21 protein-coding genes are annotated in these 23,582 nt (G+C 49.7%); 11 read left to right on the forward strand and 10 right to left on the reverse strand.

Features of this window, described 5'->3' with window-relative positions; genetic code table 11:
* Window positions 1–3 precede the first annotated feature (3 nt).
* The 7 genes from dapF (at window position 4) to HR45_RS07545 (ending at window position 7,693) form a co-directional block, all read left to right on the forward strand.
* Window positions 4–831: a diaminopimelate epimerase gene (gene dapF / locus HR45_RS07515; RefSeq protein WP_037441518.1), complete on the forward strand. Its 828-nt coding sequence runs from the start codon at window positions 4–6 to the stop codon at window positions 829–831.
* On the forward strand, window positions 828–1,463 hold the full coding sequence (locus tag HR45_RS07520) for a DUF484 family protein (protein WP_037441520.1): 636 nt from the start codon (window positions 828–830) through the stop codon (window positions 1,461–1,463). The genes dapF and HR45_RS07520 overlap by 4 nt, the downstream gene beginning before the upstream one ends.
* A 4-nt stretch (window positions 1,464–1,467) precedes the next feature.
* Entirely contained in the window at window positions 1,468–2,367 is a 900-nt protein-coding gene (gene xerC / locus HR45_RS07525; protein ID WP_037441523.1) for a tyrosine recombinase XerC, read from the forward strand.
* Window positions 2,367–3,089, forward strand: a complete 723-nt coding sequence (locus tag HR45_RS07530) for an HAD-IA family hydrolase (RefSeq protein WP_037441526.1) — start codon at window positions 2,367–2,369, stop codon at window positions 3,087–3,089. The genes xerC and HR45_RS07530 overlap by 1 nt, the downstream gene beginning before the upstream one ends.
* Before the next feature lie 201 nt (window positions 3,090–3,290).
* A complete protein-coding gene (locus HR45_RS07535) occupies window positions 3,291–3,872 on the forward strand; it encodes a HupE/UreJ family protein (protein ID WP_037441529.1) in 582 nt (193 codons plus the stop codon).
* A gap of 285 nt (window positions 3,873–4,157) precedes the next feature.
* Window positions 4,158–4,805, forward strand: a complete 648-nt coding sequence (locus HR45_RS07540) for a GntR family transcriptional regulator (RefSeq protein WP_037441532.1) — start codon at window positions 4,158–4,160, stop codon at window positions 4,803–4,805.
* 188 nt (window positions 4,806–4,993) lie between these two features.
* Window positions 4,994–7,693 (forward strand): DUF5695 domain-containing protein, encoded by a 2,700-nt coding sequence (locus tag HR45_RS07545; RefSeq protein ID WP_081933420.1) that lies wholly within the window; start codon window positions 4,994–4,996, stop codon window positions 7,691–7,693.
* Window positions 7,694–7,735: 42 nt separating this feature from the next.
* On the opposite strand, the gene HR45_RS07550 is transcribed toward HR45_RS07545, so the two are convergent.
* From HR45_RS07550 to HR45_RS07560, 3 genes are all read right to left on the reverse strand, one after another.
* Window positions 7,736–8,248, reverse strand: coding sequence for a P-loop NTPase family protein (locus HR45_RS07550; RefSeq protein ID WP_037441534.1), 513 nt, complete (start codon window positions 8,246–8,248; stop codon window positions 7,736–7,738).
* 188 nt (window positions 8,249–8,436) lie between these two features.
* Window positions 8,437–9,039, reverse strand: a complete 603-nt coding sequence (locus HR45_RS07555) for a class I SAM-dependent DNA methyltransferase (protein ID WP_037441537.1) — start codon at window positions 9,037–9,039, stop codon at window positions 8,437–8,439.
* Window positions 9,040–9,124: 85 nt separating this feature from the next.
* Window positions 9,125–9,307, reverse strand: coding sequence for a hypothetical protein (locus HR45_RS07560; protein WP_037441541.1), 183 nt, complete (start codon window positions 9,305–9,307; stop codon window positions 9,125–9,127).
* Between the two features lie 252 nt (window positions 9,308–9,559).
* Here HR45_RS07560 and HR45_RS07565 point away from each other — a divergent pair, with 252 nt between their 5' ends.
* Window positions 9,560–10,705, forward strand: a complete 1,146-nt coding sequence (locus HR45_RS07565) for a 5-methyltetrahydropteroyltriglutamate--homocysteine S-methyltransferase (RefSeq protein ID WP_037441544.1) — start codon at window positions 9,560–9,562, stop codon at window positions 10,703–10,705.
* A gap of 107 nt (window positions 10,706–10,812) precedes the next feature.
* Here the strand turns inward: HR45_RS07565 and HR45_RS07570 are convergent, their stop codons facing one another.
* Window positions 10,813–11,313: a phenolic acid decarboxylase gene (locus HR45_RS07570; RefSeq protein WP_037441548.1), complete on the reverse strand. Its 501-nt coding sequence runs from the start codon at window positions 11,311–11,313 to the stop codon at window positions 10,813–10,815.
* Window positions 11,314–11,420: 107 nt separating this feature from the next.
* Here HR45_RS07570 and HR45_RS07575 point away from each other — a divergent pair, with 107 nt between their 5' ends.
* Complete coding sequence (locus HR45_RS07575; protein WP_037441550.1) at window positions 11,421–12,302, forward strand: LysR family transcriptional regulator; 882 nt, start codon at window positions 11,421–11,423, stop codon at window positions 12,300–12,302.
* A gap of 142 nt (window positions 12,303–12,444) precedes the next feature.
* Window positions 12,445–13,554 (forward strand): glycerol dehydrogenase, encoded by a 1,110-nt coding sequence (locus tag HR45_RS07580; protein ID WP_037441552.1) that lies wholly within the window; start codon window positions 12,445–12,447, stop codon window positions 13,552–13,554.
* Window positions 13,555–13,624: 70 nt separating this feature from the next.
* On the opposite strand, the gene HR45_RS07585 is transcribed toward HR45_RS07580, so the two are convergent.
* From HR45_RS07585 to HR45_RS07605, 5 genes are all read right to left on the reverse strand, one after another.
* Window positions 13,625–15,025: a YdgA family protein gene (locus tag HR45_RS07585; RefSeq protein WP_037441554.1), complete on the reverse strand. Its 1,401-nt coding sequence runs from the start codon at window positions 15,023–15,025 to the stop codon at window positions 13,625–13,627.
* Between the two features lie 288 nt (window positions 15,026–15,313).
* Window positions 15,314–15,622, reverse strand: a complete 309-nt coding sequence (locus HR45_RS07590; protein WP_037441557.1) for a DUF3325 family protein — start codon at window positions 15,620–15,622, stop codon at window positions 15,314–15,316.
* A gap of 16 nt (window positions 15,623–15,638) precedes the next feature.
* Window positions 15,639–17,444, reverse strand: coding sequence for a PepSY-associated TM helix domain-containing protein (locus tag HR45_RS07595; RefSeq protein WP_052074587.1), 1,806 nt, complete (start codon window positions 17,442–17,444; stop codon window positions 15,639–15,641).
* On the reverse strand, window positions 17,441–17,749 hold the full coding sequence (locus HR45_RS07600) for a hypothetical protein (protein WP_063266199.1): 309 nt from the start codon (window positions 17,747–17,749) through the stop codon (window positions 17,441–17,443). The genes HR45_RS07595 and HR45_RS07600 overlap by 4 nt, the downstream gene beginning before the upstream one ends.
* Window positions 17,750–17,831: 82 nt before the next feature.
* On the reverse strand, window positions 17,832–20,147 hold the full coding sequence (locus HR45_RS07605) for a FepA family TonB-dependent siderophore receptor (RefSeq protein ID WP_052074588.1): 2,316 nt from the start codon (window positions 20,145–20,147) through the stop codon (window positions 17,832–17,834).
* A 235-nt stretch (window positions 20,148–20,382) separates the two neighbouring features.
* On the opposite strand from HR45_RS07605, the gene HR45_RS07610 reads away from it, so the two are divergent.
* Complete coding sequence (locus HR45_RS07610) at window positions 20,383–21,669, forward strand: hypothetical protein (RefSeq protein ID WP_052074589.1); 1,287 nt, start codon at window positions 20,383–20,385, stop codon at window positions 21,667–21,669.
* A 75-nt stretch (window positions 21,670–21,744) separates the two neighbouring features.
* On the opposite strand, the gene HR45_RS07615 is transcribed toward HR45_RS07610, so the two are convergent.
* Entirely contained in the window at window positions 21,745–23,502 is a 1,758-nt protein-coding gene (locus HR45_RS07615; RefSeq protein WP_206537890.1) for a DUF885 domain-containing protein, read from the reverse strand.
* Between the last annotated feature and the right edge of the window lie 80 nt (window positions 23,503–23,582).

The raw sequence follows: 23,582 nt of genomic DNA on the forward strand, positions 1-23,582 counted from the left end.
ATCTTGATTCAGTTCACTAAAATGCATGGGTTAGGCAACGACTTCATGGTTGTTGACGCTGTAACGCAAAATGTATTTTTCTCGCCAGAGCAGATCCGTCGTTTGGCGGATCGTAACTTTGGTATTGGCTTTGACCAGCTATTGCTGGTAGAGCCACCGTACGATCCTGAGTTGGATTTTCACTACCGGATTTTCAATGCTGACGGTAGTGAGGTGGAGCAATGTGGTAATGGCGCTCGTTGTTTTGCCCGATTTGTGAAAAACAAAGGACTTACGCAAAAATACAAGATCCGTGTCAGTACGTCTGCTGGCAAGATGTTGTTAAAGCTAGAGAAAAATGGCTCAGTTACGGTCAATATGGGCGTGCCGGTATTGGAGCCTAATGCCGTGCCTTTTAAGGCAAAAAAGGCGGAAAAAACCTACTTGCTGCAAGCCGGGGCACAGAACTTTCTCTGCGGGGTAGTGTCGATGGGGAATCCGCATTGTGTGATAGAGGTGGATGACACCACCAATACCGATGTAGATACTCTAGGGGCTTTGCTGACCAATCACGAACGCTTTCCAAATGGCGTTAATGTGGGCTTTATGCAGGTGCTATCACCAGAACACGTCAAACTACGTGTCTATGAGCGCGGCGCCGCCGAAACGCTGGCGTGTGGCAGTGGTGCTTGTGCTGCGGCAGCGGTTGGCCAATTGCAAGGTAAACTGGGCAATACTGTGCAAGTTGATTTGCCAGGTGGTTCATTGACGATTTCTTGGGAAGGGGAAGGAAAGCCACTTTACATGACCGGTCCAGCCGAACATGTGTACGATGGTCAGATACAACTATGACAGACGTGAAAACGCGACCAATACCACCTTTTGATGAGCAGATTATTCGAGAATATCTGCTCGACAACCCTGATTTTTTCACTCGTTTCCCTGAGCTGCTGTTAGCGATGAAGGTGCCGCACGTTGAGCGTGGCGCCGTATCTTTGGTCGAGCGGCGTCAGGAGCTGTTACGCCAGCGCGTTGGCCAACTGGAAGAAGAGATCACCGCCTTGATGTCGATGGCGACCAAAAACGAGCGTATTTTTCGTTTTAATCTGCAATTGTGTCAGAAGCTGCTCGACTGTGAAGACATGGGCGAGTTGCGTCAAGTGTTGACCCATGAGCTCAAGCAAGGCTTCGGCTTTAGCCATGTGCGACTGATTACGGTGCATGATCTTGATTCCGAATTGTCTACCATTTGGCATAACCGTTTGGCGGATGGCTACTATTTTGGCCGCCTAACCCGGCACGAAGCGCATCGCCTGTTTGGGGCGGACATAGGTTCAGTGTCATTGGCGCGTTTATCAGAAGAAAACGGTCAGGTGATTTTTGCCATTGCCAGTGATGATGCGGCACATTTCCATCCCGAAATGGACAGTATGTTGCTCGAACAAGTGCGCCAATTGTTAGACCATCTATTGCCTAAGTTGTGATCTGATGGCCAACTTAGCGGACTCGCCTTGGTTAGCTAAATTTGAGCGTTTTCTTAGCGCTGAGCGTCAGCTGTCTGCTTATACCGTCCGTAATTATCTCAATGAACTACATCGCATTGCTGAGCTGCTACCGGCTGACTGCCAATGGCAAACGGTGACCTTTGAACAGCTTAAAGCGGCGTTAGCCAAGCTGCATCGCCGTGGATTGAGTCCACGTAGTTTGTCTTTGTGTTTGTCGGCGCAAAAACAATTCTTCAATTTTTTACTGCGTGAGCAACAAATTGAGGCCAATCCAGCGGCACAGTTATCGGCACCGAAACAAGGGAAGCCATTGCCGAAAAATCTTGATGCCGACAGCGTGAATCACCTGCTGGATATCGACGTGACGGATCCCATCTCTGCACGGGACAAGGCAATGATGGAGCTGTTTTATTCCTCGGGTTTGCGTCTGGCTGAGCTGGCAGGGCTTGATCTGCATGATATTGATTTAGCGGCTGCGCAGCTCAAAGTGGTAGGTAAGGGCAGTAAAGAACGTTTATTGCCGATTGGCTCGATGGCAATAGCGGCGATCAAGCAATGGTTGAACTACCGCAATACCTTGCCCTGCGCGGATGCGGCGCTGTTTGTGAGTAATCGTGGTACACGTTTATCACATCGCAGTATTCAAGCGCGCATGAGCTATTGGGCGCAGCAGCAGATGTTATCGACCAAGGTGCATCCGCATAAGTTACGGCATTCCTTTGCCACACATCTGTTAGAAGCAAGTGGCGACCTAAGAGCAGTACAAGAACTGCTGGGACACGCTAATCTGTCCACCACGCAAATCTATACCAGCCTCGATTTCCAGCATCTTGCCAAGGTGTACGACGGCGCACATCCGCGCGCTCGCAAAGGTAAAAACTGATGCAGTGTTTTCAGCGCTTACAGCCGTTTCAGGCGATTAGCTTTGATCTGGATGATACCCTCTACAACAATCAGCCGATTATTCAGGCAGCGGAGCAGGCGATGCAGCAATGGTTGCATCAGCATTTTCCGGCGTCGGAGCAATGGTGTTTCGCCGATTGGCGTCAATGTAAATTGCAGCTGTTTGCTCGCGAACCAGCGCTCATGCACGACACCTCGGCGGCAAGGGTGGCGATGTTACAAGCGGGATTGCAACAACTAGGTTATTCGGCGCAACAAGCCGAAAGCGGGGCGGCAGAGGGGCTGGCGTATTTCTCTTATTGCCGCAGTGACTTTTCCGTGCCGAGCAAGGTCGTCAGCTTATTGAAGCAATTACAGCGCCATTATCGGTTGATTGGTGTGACTAATGGCAATGTCGATCATCAACGCATCGGCCTAGGTGATGTGCTGGAATTTGTGCTGCATCCTGGGCAAGGAATTCGGATGAAACCGCACACCGATATGTTTACCCAAGCTGAGCAAAAGTTGGCTTTGCCTTTGGCGCAACTGCTGCATGTGGGCGATCACCCAGTGACTGACGTTGAAGGCGCGCGCCGCGCCGGAGCGCAAGCCATTTGGTTAGCGCCTGCATATGGCCAACAAACGGTCAAACCGCTAGGCACACTGTTGCCGCATTGGCGCATTGAGCATCTTTCACAACTAGCGACCTTGTTACTGCGTTAGCATATTCCACATCAAACTTCGTTTGCGTTTGCCAAATCATAAGCGCTTGTGTTGTTAATGCTTTTCCCTATCACAGTTAGATACAAATCTTAACCCATCACTACTGACTTTTTTTTGCGAAATAAGATATTATCAAATCGCTAACAAAATTCGCGTATAATTTAACTTACATTTAACGGTGTAAGTCTTGGGGTGCGTTAAGTGGTTGTACGTCTACTCATCTTACTGGTGGTTTTTTTCAGTGTGCCTGTGTTTGCTACCACAGTTGCCAGTGAAGATGGCTTCTGGAACGGCTTCCTGCATACTATCTTTGGTATTGATCATCTGCTTGTCGCACTCTGCGTCGGCATGCTGTGCGCCATGATTTCAAGTCGTGTTGTCTGCATGGTACCTATGGCATTTCTGTTCTTTTTGGCGCTTGGTGGTTTAGCCGGCATGCTGCATATCTCACTGCCGTTTGTTAGTTTTGGTGTCGCAGCTTCCGTGGTGGCGATTGGGCTATTGATTGCGTTGAATCGACAGTGGCCATTGTCGTTCACTATGGCTTTTGTCGGGCTATTGGCGGTATTTCACGGCTATGCGCACGGTGCCGAGATGCCGGATATGGAGCATTATCTCGCTTACGGGATTGGGTTCTTAGCGGGGACTGTGTTGATGCAGCTTATTGGCATTTTTGTCGGGCTGGGACTTAACCAACTCGATAACCAAAGTCGCTTGCTGCGTTATACCGGTGGTGCGGTTGCTGCCTTTGGCAGCTATCTGGTACTGGGGCTCATTATCTGAGTCAATTTTGTGTGTCGTTCCAGCTAGGCTGTTGTTAGTGCGACAGATTCAGGTCAAATCGCGCTTTTATCCCATCACAAACTCATAGAATTTGCTGTGACTTCAGCATTAATTTTAATGAATAATTAAGATCTTAGAAATATCTATTAGCAATTTTGGATATGTGAAAAGCCCATTCACAATAGTATAATACTTGCCTGATTTTTGACCTTTTAGTTAAAGTGCCGATATAAGCCCCAGCAGTACAGTGACTATCGCTGCAGCTTTCCGGTTTGGGAGCTCGCTATGTCTATCGTGGTAAAAACCCTATCAGAGCAAGCCTACGAAATTATTCGTGAGCGAATTCTGTCGAATGACATTCTGCCATCAAAACCATTACGCCAAGATTCGCTATCGCAAGAACTCGGTGTCAGTAAAATTCCGTTGCGAGAAGCGCTTACCCGTTTAGAACAAGATGGATTTTTGATTTCCCACCCTAATCGTGGCTTTTTAGTTCGACCATTGACCATGAGTGAAGCTGAGGATGTGTTTCACCTGCGTATTTTGCTTGAGTCAGAAGCGGCATCTAGCGCGTGCGTGATTGCCACTGATGCTGATAAAAAAGCCGTAGCTCAAGCATTTGCCGAGTTTAGAACGCTAACCGATAAAACGTCGCATCGTCGTGTGGCAATTAATCGCGAGTTTCATTTGGCGATGACACGTCCGATCAACCGTGGTGTCAGTCAACGCATTATTACGAAGCTGCATTTCCTATCAGAGCGTTACGTGCGTATGCATTTAGAGCCACCGCATCGAGAGGAAAGTGCGTTTAATGAACATCAGCGGATTTTCGATGCGTGGATGGCAGCAGATGCGACTGCAGTAAAAACCTTGTTGGAAGAACATAATCGGCAGGTCATACGCGATTTACGCCAGCAAATTCCTAGCGAATAACCTCAGGCCCAGTATCTACTGGGCTTTTTTATCCTCGTTTGTTACTGCTGGAATCAGTGCGCCGCTGGCGCAGAACCGCTGCCAGTAAGGGCGACGTCACTCGGACAAAAGCAGAATTTTTCCTAAAATCATGTTATTAAATAAATTCATTACTCATGCTTTGATGGCCGCTAGGGATTGCGTTCACTATGTTTAGAGCCCTATCTACTTCGTTTATTAATTGTGGCGCCATGCTACTGCTGTTCGCTGGCGGTAAGTCTGCACTGGGTGCTGAAGCCCTGCCAAAATTAGCGTTGCAGTTTGACACTGTGTCGCAGACGTTAGTCTCGATGAGACCTACCCAGAATAAAGATGGTTTTGATTTTCTACCCGCCGCCCACGCTAAAACTCGTCATGGGGATGGCTATTACCAGTTGGGCGATATCGACATTCGTTTGCGTATTCAAGGCAGCGACAGTTGGCGCGATTTTTCGACCGCGCAGCAATACAAGCAAGTGAATGAGTTGACGGCTACTGGCAACATTTTGGCATCTTCCGAAATCAGTGGTGATTTGCCCGGAATTCCGCTGCGAGTGCAGCGGGATTGGATTAATCAGCAAGGCCAGTTGTTACTCAAATTTACCTTGCGCAATCCGACCAATGACACCATAGAGATCGGTGGCCTCGGTTTAGCGATGGTGTTTGATAATATTCTTACCGGACGAGCGCTGGATGAAGCCCATGAACGGGCCAGCTTTGCTGAACCCTATATGGGATTAGATGCGGGATATGTGCAAGTTGTTCGTCTTAACGGTAAGGGGCCGGTACTGTTGGTCATGCCACAGCAAAATGCCCAACTCGAAAATTGGATGCCGTTGCTGGATAACCAAGATAGCAATGGTAAGGCATTGATATACAACGACCCTACCGAACGTACACACACCTTTGAAGGCTTTTATGACTGGATGGTGCTCAGTAAGGGATTTGCCGAGCAGGAGTGGCTTGGGGGGCGTCAGTGGAACACGCCACAATCGGTATTAATAGCGCCCGGTGAAAGTTATATCACCTCAGTTAAATTTGCATTAGCGCCGAGTGTGCGGCAGGTAGAATCCACCTTAGCCGCAAATCAGCGACCAGTTGCAGTTGGCCTGCCGGGCTATGTTGCGCCAACCGATTTACCGGTTGATCTCTACCTGAATACTCCCAGCGGTGTTCACGCTATTACAGTGACGCCAAAAGCAGCGTTAGAAGTTTTACCGGCTAGCAGTAAGGGCGATTGGCGTCATTTTAAAGTGACTGGTAAGCATTGGGGACGTGCCCGGTTAAATATTTACTACGATGATGGCAAGTTACAAACGGTGCACTACTTCGTGACTGAACCAATGCGTACCGCCGTCGACAAGTTGGGGCAATTTTCTTTTACGCAGCAGTGGTTTGATAAGCCTGATGATCCGTTTCATCGCAGTCCATCGGTGATGGGATACGACAATGAACGTCACGCTATCGTGACCCAGGATCATCGTGTGTGGTTGGCCGGTTTAAGCGATGAAGGCGGTGCTGGCCCTTGGTTGGCGGCAATTATGAAGCAACTTGGCGCTGCGGATGCTGATCAAGTCGCTAAATTTGAACAGTTTTATACGCAAGTAGTGGATGGCCGTTTGCAGTATAACGAGGGTGAGCTGCAATACGGTGTCGCCAAAAGCCTCTTCTATTACGATCCGAAATCAATGCCCGATTTCCCTTATAACCCGCAAGAGAGCTGGACGACGTGGGCATCGTGGGATAAGCAGCAGGCCGCATCAGTGGTGCGTTCTTATAACTATCCGCATGTTGCCGCAGCGCAGTGGGTGCTGTATCGGTTAGCGCGCTTTCAGCAAGGGTTGGTTAAGGCACACGATTGGCGTTGGTATCTTGCACACGCTTTTCAGACCAGTATGGCGATGATCAAGTTGGCGCCGCACTATGCTCAGTTTGGGCAGATGGAAGGTGATGTATTCGTGGCCATTTTGCAGGATTTAACCGCCGAAGGCATGCAACAAGAAGCGAAGCAATTAACAGCGGCCATGCGTCAGCGTGCACAACATTGGGCCAGCCAAAAATATCCTTTTGGCAGTGAAATGCCGTGGGATTCTACCGGCCAAGAGGAGGTCTACGCCTGGATGCGTTATTTCGGCAAAACTCCTCAAGCTGAGATTACCCGCGAAGTGATTTTAGGCTATGACTTCACCCTGCCGCACTGGGGTTACAACGGTAGCGCGCGACGTTTTTGGGATTTTCTCTATGGCGGTAAACACAGTCGCATTGAGCGGCAATTGCACCACTATGGCTCGACCATAAATGCGTTGCCGCTGCTGGATAGTTTTCGCCGCGATCCCGATGATCTTTACCTGCTGCGGGTGGGCTACGGCGGCATGATGGGCGCATTGACCAATATTGACCAAAAAGGCTTTGCCTCTGCTGCGTTCCACAGCTTTCCGGATATGCGCAAGTTTGATGCTTATAGTGGCGATTATGGCACCAGCTTTTTTGGTTACGCGTATGGAAGCGGCAGCTATTTGGTAAATGATAAAACCTTTGGTTGGCAAGCGTTTGGCGGCCTACTCGATGTCAACGCAGAGGCGGTAACCATCACGCCTAAGGATGCTTTTCGTCGTCGTATTTACATTGCGCCGGCAAAGTTAAGCATCACGTTAGATGCAGGGGAATTTATCTCTGCGCGCTATTTCCCTAGGACTGGCAAGATAGAGCTAACGCTTGCAGCGGCAACCGAACACTCCCCCAAAGCCATGCTTAATCTGCAGGCGTATGGCAAAACCTATACGCTCGTCGGAAAGGCGAAGAAATATGCAGGGCGCCTTGTTATTCCGCTTAATTCCGAGCCAGTCACTGTTCAGTTTCGGGTTAAATAAGTGGTAAAAGCCGACAGCGGATGTCGGCTTTTTCAATTACGCTTAGCGGCAATGTGTCAGCGTAAAGCGATGTAGCTGGCGCTTAGAGGTCAAGTGAAACACCTGTTTGTCTTGCTGCTTGGCAATTAACTCACGATAAGCCGGCGTTAGCTTTTTATGGCAAAGCCATAATACCCGATAGCTATTGAGTGAACTTTTCCAAATGGGGCTGTTGTCGGGCCAACCTTCTGGATTGATGAATAAGCCTTTAACTAAGCGCTTGGTAACCCACCAGACGTGTAGCCATAAGGGCAGGTCGATATAAATCAGTGTATCTGCTGCCGCAAAGCGTTGCCATGCGGAAGTGACACAGCCAAAGCCATCGATGATCCATTGCTCCTGCGTGATGATTTTGGCGTGTTGCACGAGATATTGTTCATGTGGCAATTCTGCGCCACCGGGTAGGTATTTAATTTTATCTAATGCATACAGTGGCAGCTGTGTGGCTTCTGCCAGCTGTTTAGCGAGTGTGGATTTCCCTGCGCCAGCATTGCCAAAAACGGCGACTTTCTTCATCGTTAACTCCTGTGGTTTGCTAGGCCCAGAAGACGAGTAAACAAGAAACCCGCCTTTGGGCGGGTTTCTGAATTAATAGCGCATACGCCAAAACCCACCATTCCTAAGGAATGATGGTAATAATGCGGGTGAAGTGACATGGCGTAAGACGGTTCATCCCTACATCATCTACCACAAGGGGCAAAGCGTCAACGCCTGGCGCTCAGCAGGAATACCGAATATTGCCCATGAGGTTTTTGCACTATGCTGGCATCGCTGACGAGCACCTGCTTAAATCCAGCCTGAATTGCTTTCTGTGCTAATTGTTCTCGGTCAAAACCAAAGTGTTGCACGCCGGTATCGTCGGTGTGAAAGCTGCCATCTTCGCTATCAAGATCTGCAATAGCGATGAAGCCGTCTTCATTGAGCAGCCGGTAAAACTTCGCCAGCATGGCATCGACATCTTTAATATGGTGTAGCGTCATCGATGAAATAATGCCGTCAAAACGCGTGGCTAAATCATCGGTTTCAAGATTGATTGGATATAGCGCTAGTTCACAAGGCAATAACTGTTGTTTGGCGGCCAGTTGCTGGTTCATCGAATCTGATACATCGACCGCGGTGATCTTGGCCACATGTGGTGCGATGCGCTCGAGCAGTAAGCCAGTACCGGAACCAAAATCCATGAGTTGCATGCTCGGCGTAAGCGGACAATGAGCAATAATGGCATTGGCAATATTGCCGACGTTATCGACGCGGTGCGGGTCTTGCTCGTAGCTATCAGCTTTATGTTGAAAGAAGTCTTTTGGCATGGCACAGGCTTAGTTGGGCGGATGATAAAAATCATCATCTGGTTTTATGGTGATAAATTCAACTCAACCTATGGCTATGCCTCAATCAGCAATCATCGTCATCGACATGGTGATGCCAAGGCAATGAACCCACGCCAGCACCTAACAGCATACCTAAGCTGACGCCCAAGGCGAATTGTTCGATGGCAATACCTAACACCAACCCCACTACCAGACCGATGGCGATGTTAAAGGTTAAGTTGTCATCAGCGGCACGACGTTTACGCATTGTTGCCTCCTCAAACATGGTGTAGTGGACAAGCCATTCCGTGATAAACCTGCTGCCAGATGCAGTGGGCGCACATTGGTGAGAAACATCCATTTTGTCTTTCAGCCTTTTCTTAAGTGTAGCAACTCCTCCAGATTGAAAAGGCCAACATGAATTTCACTCAAGTTACAGTTGAACAAATCTCGCTTAACTATGGACGTCTAGAAGTCTATTCTCTTTAGCATTGAAATTATCGCTGAGTTGAGAGCTACTATGTCTACGCCATTAATCCCACCATTTCGTGCCGACGTTGTTGGCAGCTATCTGCGCCCAGACTATTTGCACCAAGCGCGCCGCCAATTTGCCGCAGGCGAGATTGACCAAACGGCACTAACTGCAGTGGAAGATAAAGCCATTACCGAACTGGTTGAGCAGCAAAAAGCAGCAGGATTACAAGTGATTACCGATGGTGAATTCCGTCGTAGCTGGTGGCATCTCGACTTTATGTGGTGCCTTAACGGCGTAGAAAAAACGACCATCGAGCAAGGTTATACCTTCAATGGCATTCAAACTCGCCCAGAAAGCTGCCAACTGACGGGCAAAATCAGCGGTGACAACCACCCGTTTATTGCGCACTTTAAATTTATCGCCGAGCTAGCGGGTGAGGGCTATGTGCCACGCTTAACCATTCCGGCACCAGCACAGTTTTTGCGTGAGCTACAACGCCCGGTGAACCTTGAACAAACGCAGCGTATCTATCCAGAACTCAGCGAGCTTATCGCCGATATTGCCAAAGCCTATCAAACAGTGATCCAAGAAGTGTATGCTGCCGGTTGTCGTAACCTACAACTGGATGACTGCACTTGGGGCATTTTGACCGACCCGAACATCGGCGCGCACACTACCGGTTGTGGCTGTGGTAGCGATCATCAAGCCTATGAATCCGAACTCGATGGCTTGCTCAATACCCTGCTGGAAGTGAACAACGCAGCCTTTGCAAACGCACCGAAAGATTTGGTACTGGCAACCCACGTTTGCCGCGGTAACTACCGTTCTACTTGGAGCGCTAGCGGTGGCTATGCGCCGGTGGCCGACACCCTGTTCGCCAGAGAAAATGTCGATGCTTTCTATTTGGAATACGATACCGACCGCGCCGGTGATTTCGCGCCGCTGGCTAAACTCGCCGCCGGTAAAAAAGTAGTGCTTGGTTTGATTACTTCCAAATCGGCTGAATTGGAAAGCGTTGATGAAGTGGTCGCCCGCATTCATGAAGCAGCGCAATACGTGCCGCTGGAAAACCTCTACCTCAGCACCCAGTGTGGTTTTGCGTCCACCGAAGAGGGCAACAGCCTGACGGCTGCAGAGCAATGGGCCAAAATCGCTCTAGTGAAGCAAGCCGCTGAAAAAGTTTGGGGCTAACTCCGCGATAACCATTAGTGTCAGATATAAAAAAACGCCTCTGGGAAGGCGTTTTTTGCTTACTGGGTTATCATTCACCGGAATGATGTTTTATTTCTAGTAACCTGTTATTTCAGGTTATTTGGAAAATCTGCTGGTAGCTCGCTGGCCGGGCAATTAATTACTTCGTCATTGTTTTCACCGCAATCACGTACAAAGGTAATTGTGGCGAATTCATCAATCACTTCCGTTGGATAGACTGGCCCTGCATCGCGATAAGCTCGCATCTGTTCTATGTGTTCGTTTTGGAAACACACGGTTTTCTGCGGCTCGTTAATGATCCAACGTGGGAAGAAAATGGTGCCATGGAATACGCTATCTGCGAAGTTGATGATCAGGCTGACGTCAGTTCCAGTGGGTTCGGTCCAAGAGATCTTATAAACATCGCTGGCAACACGTACCAGATAGATGTGTTGGTCTTTGACCCAACGGTTAGCGACGATACCGCTGTGAATGCGGTAGTCCATGGTCTCAGCATTTTTAACGTAAATTTCGTAGTTCCAGCCATTGTCATAGGTATATACCAGATGTTTGCCAACAATGCCGCTTACGTCGTTTTTATCAAACATAGTTTTAACCTCTCATGTGCTGTGCTATTTAACTTGTGCTTAGCTTAAGCATTTTATATTTTTATAAAAAACGTAAATTTTGAATTAAAAACATAAAGAATTTTTATATGTTTAAAACCAGTCTTGAGCAGTGGCAGTTGTTAGCGGCCGTAGTCGAACACGGTAGTATCGCCAGCGCGGCGCAGCATCATCATCGCAGTCAACCCGCGGTGAGTTATCAGCTCAATCAGCTACAGCAAAGGCTGGGGGTGGCGTTGTTGGCGCTACAGGGGCGTCGCCTCGTATTAACTCCGGCGGGCACTACCTTGTTAGCGCAAGCGCAACTGCTTCTCGATGGTTTCCAAGATTTGGAGCTGCGTGCTGATTCGATTCGTGCGGGGAAAAGAACGGTGGTGGATCTGGTCGTCGATAGCATGTTTCCGCAGCCTTGGTTGTTTGCTGGTTTAAAGGCGTTTCAGCAGCAATTCAGTCAAACCCAAGTGCATGTCAAAGAGTCAATTAAAGATGAAGGGGTACTGCAACTGCAGCAACAGGCTGGAGATTTGTACTTGATCAGTTTGCCAGCCGACTCCGCGATTGAGAAACAGCTGGTGATGGACGTGCAGTTTGTCTGCGTGGCGCACAGGGAGCATCCACTGTTACAGGTATCACCAGAGTTACGGCGCTCGCAACTGGCCAGTTATCCGATGATTCAAATTGTGGATAAACAGAGTCAGCAACTGCTGAATCAATATCCTTCGGCACAGGAATGTTGGTACTTCACATCAATTGATGCAGCGATAGGGGCGGTGGTGAATCAGTTGGGTTTTGGTTGGTTGCCGCAGCAGCAGGTCGCGCCCTTGTTGGCGGATGGCACATTAGCCTGCATTGGCGTCAATAGCCGCACCACGCAGCTGTACTTTGTACGCAGTGAAAGCAGCCGTCATGATGAGACGGTGAGGGCGCTGAGTGAAGCTTTGTTAGCACAAATTAACAGTAATAAGCACTGACTTTCTTAAAATAAGCTTAGTTATTAATCTATAAAGCCGAAGTAACCTATCGATATTAACCCTTTGTTATGTGATTTTTCGAGGTTTATGCTGTGACGAAATTCGATGGATTGAGACAGTAATTGCATACTCAGGAGGGTATATGTCTATTGTTCCACGTACCGTAACTTCCCCTAAAAAATTTATCATTGGGAAAGGCCTTTTGGCCCAAATGCACGACTACGTTAAAGACTTTGGCGACAACGCATTTATCATCAGCGATGAATTCATTCTCGACCGTGTTCAAAACGAAGCCGTTAGCGCATTAAAAGAAAATAAAATCGAAGCGAAAGCTGAAAAATTTAACTACGAATGTAGTGAAGCCGAAATCAAACGTTTGGGTGCTTTAGCTGAAGAACAACGTGCTAACGTGATTATTGGTGTCGGCGGTGGTAAAACACTCGACTCCGCTAAATCAGTGGCCTATTACCATAAACTGCCAGTGGTACTTTACCCCACCATCGCTTCTACCGATGCGCCATGTACCGCTTTAGCCGTTATCTATACCGCTGAAGGCGAGTTTGAGCGTTATCTGTATCTGCCACAAAACCCGGATGCTGTTATTGCTGACACCTCTATTTTGTGTGCCGCACCACAGCGCTTTTTTGCCGCGGGTATTGGTGATGCGTTGGCAACCTACTTTGAAGCACGTACCTGCTACGCCTCTGACGGTATCAACTTGGTGTTGAAAAAGCCTTCTCGTACAGGTTTAGGTTTGGCAGAACTGTGTTACCAACTGCTGCGTGAAAATGTCGCGGCGGCGATGGATGCGGTGAGAAACAAGATTGTGACTCCTGCGTTGGAACAAACCATTGAAGCCACTATCTATTTGAGTGGTGTTGGTGCCGAAGCGGGGGGGTTGGCTGCGGCTCATGCAGTCAACAACGGTATGTCAGCCGTGCCAGATCTGCACCGTGCGCAACACGGTGAAAAAGTGGTGTTTGGTTTGCTGACTCAGTTGGTACTGGAGAATGCACCCAAAGAAGAGATTGATGAAGTGATCCGCATCATCAAAACCGCGGGTTTGCCACTGACTTTGGCAGACATGGGCCTGAAAAACTTCGTTGAAGAAGAATGGCGTAATGTCGCGAAAATTGCCTGTGCCGAAGGCGATACCATGGGGAACATGACCATGGAGTTGAGCGAGGATGATGTTTATCACGCGATGATTGCGGCAAACGCGATGGCTGAACGTTACAAAGCGCAAGCTTAACTCAGTTGCTACTCAGTTGCTAAAACGCCGCTCAATTGAGCGGCGTTTTGATATCGGCTTCGTGATGCTTTTATAGTGGTATAGGTAGGCCGTTGAGATTAGCGATCCCATTTTCCAGCGAAGCTGAAATGCTGAAGGTACCTTCATCCTGAGTGACTAATCCTTGCTGAATAAATTGCTGCAAGACTAACCCGGTTTGGCCATCAATCAGTTGTTGCTGCTGCGCAGCAGGCATCTGACTAAATTGAGGGGATTCGCCCAGCTGTCGCTTCAACACCATCGCTGCCAACAGGTTCGCCACATCTTCATCGGCCTTGGCATTAAATTTTGCCTTGCTGTGTTGCAGCCAAAATTGCTTATTCGCCAGTTGCTCTTTGCTGAGTTTACCTGTGATATCAACAATACTGGCGTCAACATCTGCCTGTAAATTCCCCTGAGGTAGTTTGCCATGCAGTGCCATTTTTAAATTTGGTGATTTGCTCAGTAGCTGTGGCAAATTATCGAGCATAAACTGCTGCACTTGTTGTTGCAGTGCTTCAGCTTGCGCGCCACTGCCATACAACTGCTCTAAAAATGTCTGGTAACTGCGTAAGAAGTTATTATCGATATTACCAAGAGTGATATTGAGCGCTAAATCAGATGCGGTGGAGTTAAGGTAACTGACGCTATCTGCTGCATAGTTCATGCTAACGGCGGTTGTGTCATTGTCTTTATCAACGCTGTTAGCCAATTCAATCAGCAACTTGTTAACTTTCACCAGATTTGAATCGACCGCCGCCACTGTGATGGCGGTTTTACCGTCGTAGCCTTGTCGAGATAGCAATTCGGCCAAATTGACATCAGCTGTGGTTGTCATGCCGATGTTGCTCACCTTTGCCTCTAGCTCGCCTGATAAGGTGAGTGCCGCAGCATTGCCCTGATAATTTAATGCCCGCCCAATCCAAGAACCGTGTCCTTGATAACCACTAAATTCACCAGCTAGCTGGCCCGTTTCATCTTTGAAGGTGAATGGTGCGATGGTGTCACTGATATACATCGCGTCTTGCAATGAGACGGTGTAATTGACGTTGACCAAAGGTTGCTGTGCCTGCCAACTGAGTTTATCTCTTAGCCCATCGGCAGCGATGCTGAGTTCAGTACGATACCAACCAAGGGTGGCGTCCTCTGAAAATAGTAAAGGGCCAAACTGAGTGTGCAGTTGGGTATCAAATGACAATTTAGGGAACGCCGCGAGCGCATCATTTTGGCTAAAACGTGGCATAGCGGAGAAATCGATACCGAACTTAATGGTGGTATCGGCGCTAAACCAACCCTGTTGATTGCTAACGACGGTGGCGCTATAACCCGGATACTGATTTAACTTTGCAACAATTTGATCAAGCTGCTGTTCGAAACGAGCGCTACCAAATTTGGGTGCCGCCACCACAGCGCCTACAATAACAACGGCGCCAACAAGCAAAACTTTCTTCATAAAAATCCTTTTTCTAACGGCTGCTCCCAAGCGCTAATGCGACCACAAGCAGTATTGATGAGCTCTTGCACCAGTATTCAGGCGATGACTCAATGGCATATTCCACACAATATGCCATATGAAAGCGCCGATAACATCCCTAGATTGAGTAAATGGCGCTAGGAATTGCTTAAGTAAATCAATCGATTCACATGCGATTAGTTGATAATGGGGGAATGTCTGTGCGGATGTAAAGCGCGCTGCGAATAATGCCCAGCGCGCTTTTTTGCTGACAACGTAGTTAAAAATCTAGCTAAGCCAAGGTCGTAAGGGCCGTACTAGCCAAGCTAAATAATGGGGGCGGTAGCTCAGCAGTATGATCACCACTGTCGCTGAGCCCGTTAGTAGCATAGCCCAGTTAACCAAGCCGATCGCAATATCTGTTTTAAGCAGCATGGGCCACAATGACAGGGCTAACAACAACCAGGCGCACGTGGTCAATAATCTTCGCAGCGACTGTGATAGTGGTGTAGATAAAATACTCGTGGCATTGCGGCCAGTCGTAATACACAACAGATTGAAGCCAAACAATGCCAGTATAAATGCCAGTAACGTCATGTTATTGCTCCTGTAATTAACGGCTTGCTGGCGGCACTGCTTTGGTTACTTCGGCCTTTGCCAGCTTGTGCTTAACCTGCAGGGTGGCATACAACAGCCCCAAACCGAGTGCGAATGCGGTGAGATCAAACCCGATAATAGCGAACTGTCCTTGTAGCCAGTTTTGCCAAATAAAGTTACCGCCTGTGAGTGGGTCTAGCAGCGGAATGGTGATCAGTAAAGCCGTGGCGAGTGACAGTTGCTCACGCCATGCTTTGAGGTGTGGTCGCACAATGGCGTGCAACAAACACAATCCCCATACAGCAAAGAAGCCGTTGATTTCCCAATGGCTGCGGTCAACCATATCCGCCGGTAGCATACGGTTAAACCAGAAATATGCCCCGAGTGCACTCAGCAACCCCGCAATCGCCGCGACATTGAGTTGTTCCACCAAACGATGACCGCGAGGCAGATAACCGAGTTTTTCGCGCTCGCGTTGGCGCGCCACTAACCACATCACGAGGCCAGAAGCGATCATCACCGACCCCAATACGCCGGAAAGAAACAGCAGCGCGCGGATCACTGGCGTAGTAAATAAGCCCATGTGTGCCGATAGCATAAATTTCCAGATGGTTTCGGCGGCACTGTGCTCTTTACTCGTGGCGGGAATGAAGTCCCCGGTGACGCCGTTGTACTGCAAACTCGCCAAGCTTTGTTTGCCGCTAAACAGCGAGCCTTCCGGTGTGGTAACACTTATTTCTGCATCCGCTTTACCGGGGCGTTTGATATTGATGCTATCAATCCCCGCTGGCGAGCGTTTGAGCGCATCAAGTGCGATGGCGCTGATATCCACTAATTTGGCGGCATTAGGATTAGGTGCTGCTTGCTCGGCACCAAAGCCACGATAATCCCGTAAGAAACCTCGCGGATCGCCGTTATAGGCAGCGCCAGCCACCATCGGCAGCAGTTGCCCGGCCAAAAACAGTAAGCCGGAGAAGGTCAAAATCAGATGGAACGGCAGCGCGATGACGCTGGTGGCGGCGTGTGCATCGAGCCATGAACGTTGGCCTTTGCGCGGCCTAAACGAAAAGAAGTCTTTGAAAATATTGCGGTGAATGATCACCCCAGTAATGATGGCGGTGAACATAAAGAAGGTGGCAATCGCTACTATGGTGCGGCCAATACTCCAATGCATGCCATACAGCTGAAAGTGAAAGCGATAAAGAAACTCGCCGCCAGCGGTTTCGCGCGGGGTGATCACTTGGCCTGTGGCGGGATCAAGCGACAACTGCATCATGCCTCGATGGCCTTGCTGCGGTTTGATTTTGTCGCCGTCAGCGCCTTTGGCTAGGTGTGACTCTGCAGGCTGTGATTGTTCCGCATTGGTTTTTTTGGCTGCAGTGTCGGCAGACGTGGCATTGTGGCCGTTGTTGCTCCCGCGTTGCGGTTTATCTTTGCCATTCCCTTGTGCGTGCCCGTTAGCATTGCCTTTAGCGTTGCTTTTAGCTTTGCCTTTAGCGTTTTCAGGGCCAGATTTATCTTCCGGCGCACGCCAGCGCAGTTGATACAGTGGATTGCGCGCCGTAGGAAAACCTATCGACCAAAATTCTGCATCGCTGGCATATTGTTCCAGCAGTTTGGTGGCGGTACTGAGCCCTTGGCCTTGATCGTAAATCGACGCTTGCTGGGTTTCTGGCTGCATCCACTGGGTGATCTCCAGCCGATAAAACGACAGGGTGCCGGTGACGAAAATGGCAAACAGTAACCAGCCGAGTGGCAAGCCGGTCCAAGTGTGCACCCAAGTCATCGATTTGCGCAGTGAACGGGGTTTATCAAACTTCACAGGCTGGCTCCTAACAAATGTAATACCACTGCGGCCGCTGTGGCGGGCAGGGCTAAGCCAACAAACGCGCCAATTAAGGTGCGGGCGTAGAACACCCAAATTACCGCCAGCAGTTGCACCACAAAACCGAGCATAATGGCGCTCATGGTGGCGTCTTTGGCGGGCATCGACAGGGTGATGGCAATCACTGAACCGAGCAGCACGGCGTTGGCATAGCTGCCAAGCAGTGCCAGTACACAGCGAATGGTGGTATTGAGCCAGCCGATACGGTCCAGCGGCGTATAAAGTGGGCGAGTAGCAATCATGGCAACATCCTCAAACAGTCGCACAAGCGTAAAACGGCAAAAGCCGCGCTCTAGAGCGCGGCCGTTTGATCAAGCAGATAACTTAGAACGAGTAAGTGATTTGTGCATAGTAGGCACGGCCCGGCTCGTTGTAAGTGTTGGCACCTTCGCCAGCGCTGGTGGATTCGCGGAACAATCGACGGTCAGTCAGGTTGCTCACGCCAGCGCTGAAGCGGATGCTGTCATTCAAGTGGTACACACCACCTAAGCTCAGCAAGCTGTAAGGCGCACGTTCGCGCAGGGCATCACCCTCAGCTTCTGCACCATTGAAGGTCAACGTCTGTGGTTTTTGGGTGCCGTAGCGGGTCCAAGTGAATGACAGCGATAGCGCTTCAGTCACTTGCCAATCCAGCATCGAATTGATGGTGTAACGTGGGATCACTGACAGCGGTTGACCAGTGGTTTCGTTACGGTTTTTATCCATGTAAGTGATGTTGGTGTTCCAGTTCAGCACTTCGCCGTACTCACCAATCACAGGGACTTTAATGTTGCCTTCAATCCCTTCCACAATCGCTTTATCGGCGTTGGTCCATTGCAGCAGATACGCACCGTTGTCGTTCTCGCCGTATGGCACCATGCCTGACACAATCTTGCCGTCGTAATCGTTACGGAAGTAGGTCACGCTGGCGTTCCAACCGGCCAGTTGATATTGCAGGCCAATCTCTTTGTTGACGCTGGTTTCTTGGTCGAGATCGTCGTTACCCAAAATGTAGCAACCGGCACCTTGGCTTGGGTATTGGTTCGGGCAACCGTTACCACGGGTGTAGTACAGATAATCTGGGTTAGATTGATACAAGTTTGGCGCTTTAAAGGCTTTGGCTACGCCCATACGAACGGTCAGTTCGTCGGTCAGATTGTATGAACTGCTGATATAGGGGCTGAAGTTGCTGCCGAATTTATCGTAGTGATCCATCCGCACCCCAGCGGTCATCATCCACGCATCGGTCAGCTCGATGTTATCTTCGGCGTACAGCGCTTGGTAGTTGCTGTCTGATTTACCAGTGCGGTTGTCGTTCAGGCCATCAATTGCGCCACCACCAGTACCTTGTGATACCGAATATGGGTCGTCGAGTTTATCTTGGCCAATTTCAAAACCCACGGTGCCGTTGTGAGCACGCTGCCACAGTTTAAATGGCATGCTGGCGCTACCGGCCAATTCTAAGGTTTTGTAGCTGGAGGTTGACCAGTCCGCATCGGAGGTGATGCTGCCTTCACGGCCGCCGGCCAAACCTTCATTCAAACGGTGGTTGCGGCTGTTTTCATAGGAGAAAGACAGGTTGGTATCACCCCAATCCCAGCTGCCACGGTGTGAAATTGATGCACTTTGGCGATACATGGTATTGGTTTCGGCGCCGCTGTTGGCCAGTTCGGCCATCAAGTCAGAGCCGTTTTGGTTGACCGCGCGGTCACCGGCGTAGATGTTGCCTTGGCGACTGTAACCTGCTTCAAATTCAAATACTTGATGTTTGGTGGCATCCCAACGGATTAAGCCGTTGATATCTTTGTTGCGCACACCTTCACGGCCTGCTGGCGCCATAGCAGTATCGCTGCTGGCAAATTCTTGGTTCAGCGCTTGGTCATCCGCATCGGTTTTGTTGAGGTTACCGAACAAGCGGAACGATAGCTCATCAGTTAAGCCACCAGACAAGTTAAAACCGGCGCGTTTGCTGGCGCCTTCAAGGCTGTCTTCTGGCTGATTGGTAAAGACCGAGATATCACCGTGTAGGCCTTTTGATGGCGCTTTGGTGATGATGTTGACCACACCACCCGAAGCACCTGAACCATAACGCGCTGCCGCTGGTCCACGCAGAATCTCAATACTTTCAACCGCTTCTACTGGCACCCAGTTAGTATCCCCACGGCTGTTACGCTCACCGGATTTACCCATGCGCACTGAGCTGCGGGAAGATACAGGTTTACCATCAATCAAAATTAGGGTGTTTTCTGGGCCCATGCCGCGCAGATCGATTTGGCGGTTGTTACCATATTGGCCTGAGGCACTGTTACCGGTCAGGTTAACGCCGGGCATTTTGCGAATGATATCGGCCAAGTCGTTGGCTGGGGGACGACGCGCCAGATCTTCCGCAGTGATAAATGATACGCCAAGTGATTGTTTGATCTGCTGCTCCGCAGTACCAACGACTTCGATACGTTCGTCAATCCGTTGCTTATGCTGTTTACTCTTGTGGTGACCACGGTGTTGCTGACCATCATGCTCGTGCTGTTGCAGAATGCTAGTTTCGGCTGGGGCGGCATCTTCAATCGTGTTGTCAATGGTGGCAGCGTGGGCAAAGCTAGCCGCTAAAGCAAGAGTTAACGCGCTCACTACCGACACGGTAGCGGGTACTGGACGGATCATTTATTTCTCCAATAACTACAAATGATAATAATTAGCATTTGCGATAGAGTAGCGATCTCGTTACTAAAACTCAAACCGTAATTTGTGGATTATTAATTAAGTAGTGCTTAATTAACTGTTTGATACAGAATAATTTATCGTTAAATCGGCTATAAGCAGTCACTTATCCCTGTTAAAATAGGCCTACCCGCGGTCATTCGGCCGTAACCTTGTCTCATGCTGCCGTAAATTAAACATGCTATCTGTGCTTTCACCCGTTCAACGTACCCGCATTGCGGGGTGGTTCGTCTGTGCCACCGCCATCAGTTACCTGCTTGCCATTGCACTCGATGTATCCTTGTTGCTCCCGGCTATTATCTCGTGGTTAGCGGTCGCTTTTTGCTGGCCGTCACTGGGCAAATCGGCCCACAAACAAGCGGCAATTCTGTTCAGTTGCGGCGTGTTAATGCTGTTGTGGGGCGCCATCAAAGGCACCGATGTTGGCCTGTTTAGCGCGATATCGCGCAACCTACCGCTGTTGACCATGTTCACTGCGGTGTCGTTTCTGGCGTTGACCAATCCTGAAGCGGTTGATACCTCACAGCCGATGGGAAAACGCGGCTTTTGGTCGACGATTTTGTCGTGTCATCTGCTTGGCGCGGTGATCAATCTGTCGGTGATTTTTGTAGTGGGCGATCGATTGCAGCGCAAAGCGCCGCTGACGCGCGGTCAAGTTGTGGTGTTGATGCGTGGTTTTTGTTCCGGCGGCTATTGGTCGCCGTTTTTTATCGCCTTTGGGGTGGCGATGACCTACGCCAATGGCGCGCAATGGACTCACACCATGGTGCCGGGGCTGATTTTGGCGCTGCTAATGGCGGTGTTTACTTACTATGAAATGCGCCGCTATCGCATTAACGGCTTTCGTGGTTATCCGCTGAAACGCGACAGTTTAGTGATGCCACTGATCTTGGCGGTGATCGTGCTGGTGCTGCACTACGTGTATCCCGCGGTGCATATTCTGACGATTATCAGCATTGCGGCGCCGATTGCGGCCTTACTGTTTTTGAATGGACGACCACGCAAGCAAGTGCTGGTCAATTATATCGAACGGCGTCTGCCGAGTGTGGCCAGCCAGTTCGCGCTGTTTTTAGCGGCGGGTGTGTTCTCCAGCGGCGTGGCGGCGTTGATCGCCAGCTATCCTGAGCTGTTTCAATTCAATATTGCGCACATCTCGCCGTGGGTATTCTGGGGCGCCAGTTTAATCATGATTTTGGTCGGCTTGATTGGCGTGCATCCGCTGGTGAGTGTCTCTTTGGCTAGCCCGCTGTTACTGCCGATTGCCCAAGATTTGAATCAGTTAGCGTTTTTGTATCTGTCGGTGTGGGGCACGGCGACTGCGGTGAGCCCGCTGTCGGGCGTCGGTTTGGCGATGGTCAGTCGTTATCAAGCCAACAGTATTGGCATTCTGCGCGATAACTGGCGCTATCTGCTGTTTATGTGGTTCTGCGCTGGCGCGTTGAACTGGATAATCTTTGGCAGTTGATGACTGTTTCTAGCAAAACAAACGCTCATAAAAAAAGCCACACATGCGTGGCTTTTCTATTACTAAATCAACCGATTAGTCTTGATACGGTGACTTACCACCATCGGCAATAAACTGGTCGATGCGTGCATCCAGCACTGACAGCGGCACGGAACCCATCTGCAATACTGTGTCGTGGAAGGCGCGAATATCAAATTTCTCACCCAGCGCTTTTTCCGCTTTCTGGCGATTTTTAACGATATCCATTTCACCCAAATAGTACGACAGCGCTTGGCCCGGCCAGGCGATGTAACGGTCCACTTCGGTGGTGACTTCATGGGTCGACAGCGCAGTGTTATCCAGCATAAAGTCTTGCGCTTGTTTGCGCGTCCAATGCTTAGCGTGAATGCCGGTATCGACCACCAAGCGGGCGGCGCGCCACATCTGATAGCTCAACATGCCAAACAGCTCATACGGCGTGTGGTACATGCCCATCTCTTCACCGAGTTTTTCGCTGTACAGCGCCCAACCTTCACCAAAGGCGGAGATGTAATAGTCGCGGCGGAACTCAGGTAAGGCTTTGTTTTCATTCGCCAGCGGCATTTGGAACGCGTGACCTGGCGCCGATTCATGTAGCGTCAGCGCGGGCAATGAATACAGCGGACGCGCTGGTAGATTGTAGGTGTTCACTAAGTACACGCCTGGGCCACCACGGCCAGCGGTGTAGTACGGCGCGATATCATCCGGTACCGGAATTACCGCAAAGCGGCTGCGGGGCAGGCGACCAAAGTACTGTGCGGCTTTGCTATCAAACTCTTTGGCGATCCACGCGGCGCGGTCGAGCAGTGCTTGCGGGGTTTTGACATAGAACTGCGGATCGGTGCGCAGGAAGTCGAGAAACTCTTTCAAGCTGCCATCAAACTTCACCTGCTTCATCACATCAAACATGCGCTGTTTGATGTGCGCCACTTCATCCAAACCGATTTGGTGGATCTGATCGGCGCTCAAATTCAGCGTGGTGTATTTCTCGATTTGCGATTGGTAAAACGCTTTGCCGTTGGGCAGATCGTACGCTGCCAGTGAATCGGCCCCGTGCGGCATATATTCATCACGCAGGAAATCGAGCACTAACTTGTGTGCGGGGATCACTGATTTAGCAATGGCATTTAAGCCCGCTTGTTGCAGCTCGGCTTGAACATTTGCTGGCAAGTTAGCCGGCATCTTTTTGAACGGGCCGTAGAAGATATTGGCTGCGCCTTTGGCATCCACTACGGAAGCGGCGGTGGCATCGCGGCCTTGCAGACTGATTGTCGGCAACACAAAACCGCGTTTCATTCCGGCGCGCATGTTGTCGATGTTCTGGCTGAAGTAGCGCGGCATATCGGCCAACCATTTGATGTAGTTGCGATAGTCTTGCTCGGTGTGAAAACCTTCATCTGCCATGTAGGTCAGATCGCCCCAAAATGAGGTATCACCTGACAATGGACGCTCATAGACCTTGTTGGTGATGTCAGAGATCAGCGAACCAATCTGCTGCTGATACACCAGCAAATTCATCTGGTTATCGGCGGACAACTTGCTGCTATCAATCTTTGACAACTTTTGTTGCACATTTTGCCAGTAACTAAGGTTGGCTTGTTGTTTAGTCAAGCTAACATCAGGCAATGAACTTGGAACACTCGTGATGACACTATCTTCGTTTACGCCGTTTTGGTCCTGACGCCATTGCCACTCGGTTTTATAAATAGTTTCAAATGCTTGGTCAGCATTGCTGGCCATTGCGCTAGATACCGGGTGTAGGGCCAGAATCGATGCTAACAGCAGCATGCGCGGAAAAACGGGTTTGCTTGGCACTGCCTTCTCCTTGTTGTATTAGTGTTGTTATTTCGTATACGTTATAAAAAAGAACATGAAAACCTTACCCCGTCAACATT

This window comes from Shewanella mangrovi (assembly GCF_000753795.1).
Lineage (GTDB): Bacteria > Pseudomonadota > Gammaproteobacteria > Enterobacterales > Shewanellaceae > Shewanella > Shewanella mangrovi.

Bases quoted from the DNA above. Each gene is read 5' to 3' on its own strand.
- HR45_RS07565 (WP_037441544.1), top strand. From the start codon at position 9,560: ATGTCTACGCCATTAATCCCACCATTTCGTGCCGACGTTGTTGGCAGC.
- HR45_RS07530 (WP_037441526.1), top strand. From the start codon at position 2,367: ATGCAGTGTTTTCAGCGCTTACAGCCGTTTCAGGCGATTAGCTTTGAT.
- HR45_RS07590 (WP_037441557.1), bottom strand. From the start codon at position 15,622: ATGACGTTACTGGCATTTATACTGGCATTGTTTGGCTTCAATCTGTTG.
- HR45_RS07580 (WP_037441552.1), top strand. From the start codon at position 12,445: ATGTCTATTGTTCCACGTACCGTAACTTCCCCTAAAAAATTTATCATT.
- HR45_RS07560 (WP_037441541.1), bottom strand. From the start codon at position 9,307: ATGCGTAAACGTCGTGCCGCTGATGACAACTTAACCTTTAACATCGCC.
- HR45_RS07550 (WP_037441534.1), bottom strand. From the start codon at position 8,248: ATGAAGAAAGTCGCCGTTTTTGGCAATGCTGGCGCAGGGAAATCCACA.
- HR45_RS07610 (WP_052074589.1), top strand. From the start codon at position 20,383: ATGCTATCTGTGCTTTCACCCGTTCAACGTACCCGCATTGCGGGGTGG.
- HR45_RS07575 (WP_037441550.1), top strand. From the start codon at position 11,421: ATGTTTAAAACCAGTCTTGAGCAGTGGCAGTTGTTAGCGGCCGTAGTC.
- HR45_RS07520 (WP_037441520.1), top strand. From the start codon at position 828: ATGACAGACGTGAAAACGCGACCAATACCACCTTTTGATGAGCAGATT.
- HR45_RS07605 (WP_052074588.1), bottom strand. From the start codon at position 20,147: ATGATCCGTCCAGTACCCGCTACCGTGTCGGTAGTGAGCGCGTTAACT.
- xerC (WP_037441523.1), top strand. From the start codon at position 1,468: ATGGCCAACTTAGCGGACTCGCCTTGGTTAGCTAAATTTGAGCGTTTT.
- HR45_RS07555 (WP_037441537.1), bottom strand. From the start codon at position 9,039: ATGCCAAAAGACTTCTTTCAACATAAAGCTGATAGCTACGAGCAAGAC.
- HR45_RS07570 (WP_037441548.1), bottom strand. From the start codon at position 11,313: ATGTTTGATAAAAACGACGTAAGCGGCATTGTTGGCAAACATCTGGTA.
- HR45_RS07540 (WP_037441532.1), top strand. From the start codon at position 4,158: ATGTCTATCGTGGTAAAAACCCTATCAGAGCAAGCCTACGAAATTATT.
- HR45_RS07585 (WP_037441554.1), bottom strand. From the start codon at position 15,025: ATGAAGAAAGTTTTGCTTGTTGGCGCCGTTGTTATTGTAGGCGCTGTG.
- HR45_RS07545 (WP_081933420.1), top strand. From the start codon at position 4,994: ATGTTTAGAGCCCTATCTACTTCGTTTATTAATTGTGGCGCCATGCTA.
- HR45_RS07600 (WP_063266199.1), bottom strand. From the start codon at position 17,749: ATGATTGCTACTCGCCCACTTTATACGCCGCTGGACCGTATCGGCTGG.